This is a genomic window from Psychrobacter sp. 1U2, from assembly GCF_051847575.1.
In genome coordinates this window covers 1-960 of record NZ_JBPYDC010000578.1, presented here as the reverse complement: position 1 = coordinate 960, position 960 = coordinate 1, and the positions used below count along the sequence as shown (strand labels likewise).

The following is a 960-nucleotide window of genomic DNA, read 5'->3' as shown; positions in this document are numbered from 1 at the left end:
TGCCCAACCGTGATCGTAAGCGGTGCTATTGATAACGTCATTACTCGTGTGGTGTCTGGTGAAGCTGTCGGTACGCTATTAACCACTAACGATGCCGACAAAATTATTGCACGTAAACAATGGTTAGCCGCGCATTTACGTATGTCAGGTACTTTGATCGTTGATGCGGGCGCCGCTAAAGCATTAGTAGAGCACAACAGGAGCTTGTTACCAGTTGGGGTGGTAGAAGTGCGCGGTGATTTTGATGAAGGAGATGTAGTAGAAATTGTTCATCAAGATACAGGCGAGCGTTTAGCGGTAGGGCAGATGAACTTCTCTTCTAATGATGCGCGCCGAGTAGCTCGAGAGCGTACTGAACAATTCGATAGAATCCTTGGCAACAAAGAAGAACGCGTGGTTATGGTGCATCGTGATAACTTAGCATTGTCTATGTGATGATATCTGCTAAAAATGACAAGCTTACGGTAGTAAGATAATAGATACATAGCCAGTCTATAAATAATACTGACCATTGGTTAAGATTACTTAGATAAGTAGCAACAAGTATCACTATATTTTTCAAGATCAAAACGAATGCCATAATAGATTTTATCTTTATGGCATTCACTATATGTATGTTTTGATTCATATGTACGTTTTAATTAAAACGCGACTATTTATTATTTATCAACAAATAGACGCTTCCTAATTTTTTATTTTTACAATGATAATTACAATATGAGTATTGTACTCTTTTGGAGACTTATACATGAGTGCCTCAAATAACACGAATACAGCCCAGCCAAAATTTGCTCCTTTAAAAAACGATAGACTAATACGGGCACTGCGTTTTGAGCCGATTGATACCACACCTGTCTGGATGATGCGCCAAGCTGGACGTTATTTACCAGAGTATAAGTCAACGCGTGCAGAAGCTGGAGATTTCATGAGCTTGTGCAGAGACACTGATCGAGCGACGGA

At 40.2% G+C, this 960-nt stretch carries 2 protein-coding genes; both read left to right on the top strand.

Annotated features, from left to right (window positions below; translation table 11 throughout):
• The coding region (locus tag ACS8FD_RS17385) for a PUA domain-containing protein (RefSeq protein WP_439276769.1) at positions 1-435 on the top strand (435 nt) is incomplete at its 5' end.
• A 313-nt stretch (positions 436-748) separates the two neighbouring features.
• The coding region (locus ACS8FD_RS17380) for a uroporphyrinogen decarboxylase family protein (protein ID WP_439276768.1) at positions 749-960 on the top strand (212 nt) is incomplete at its 3' end.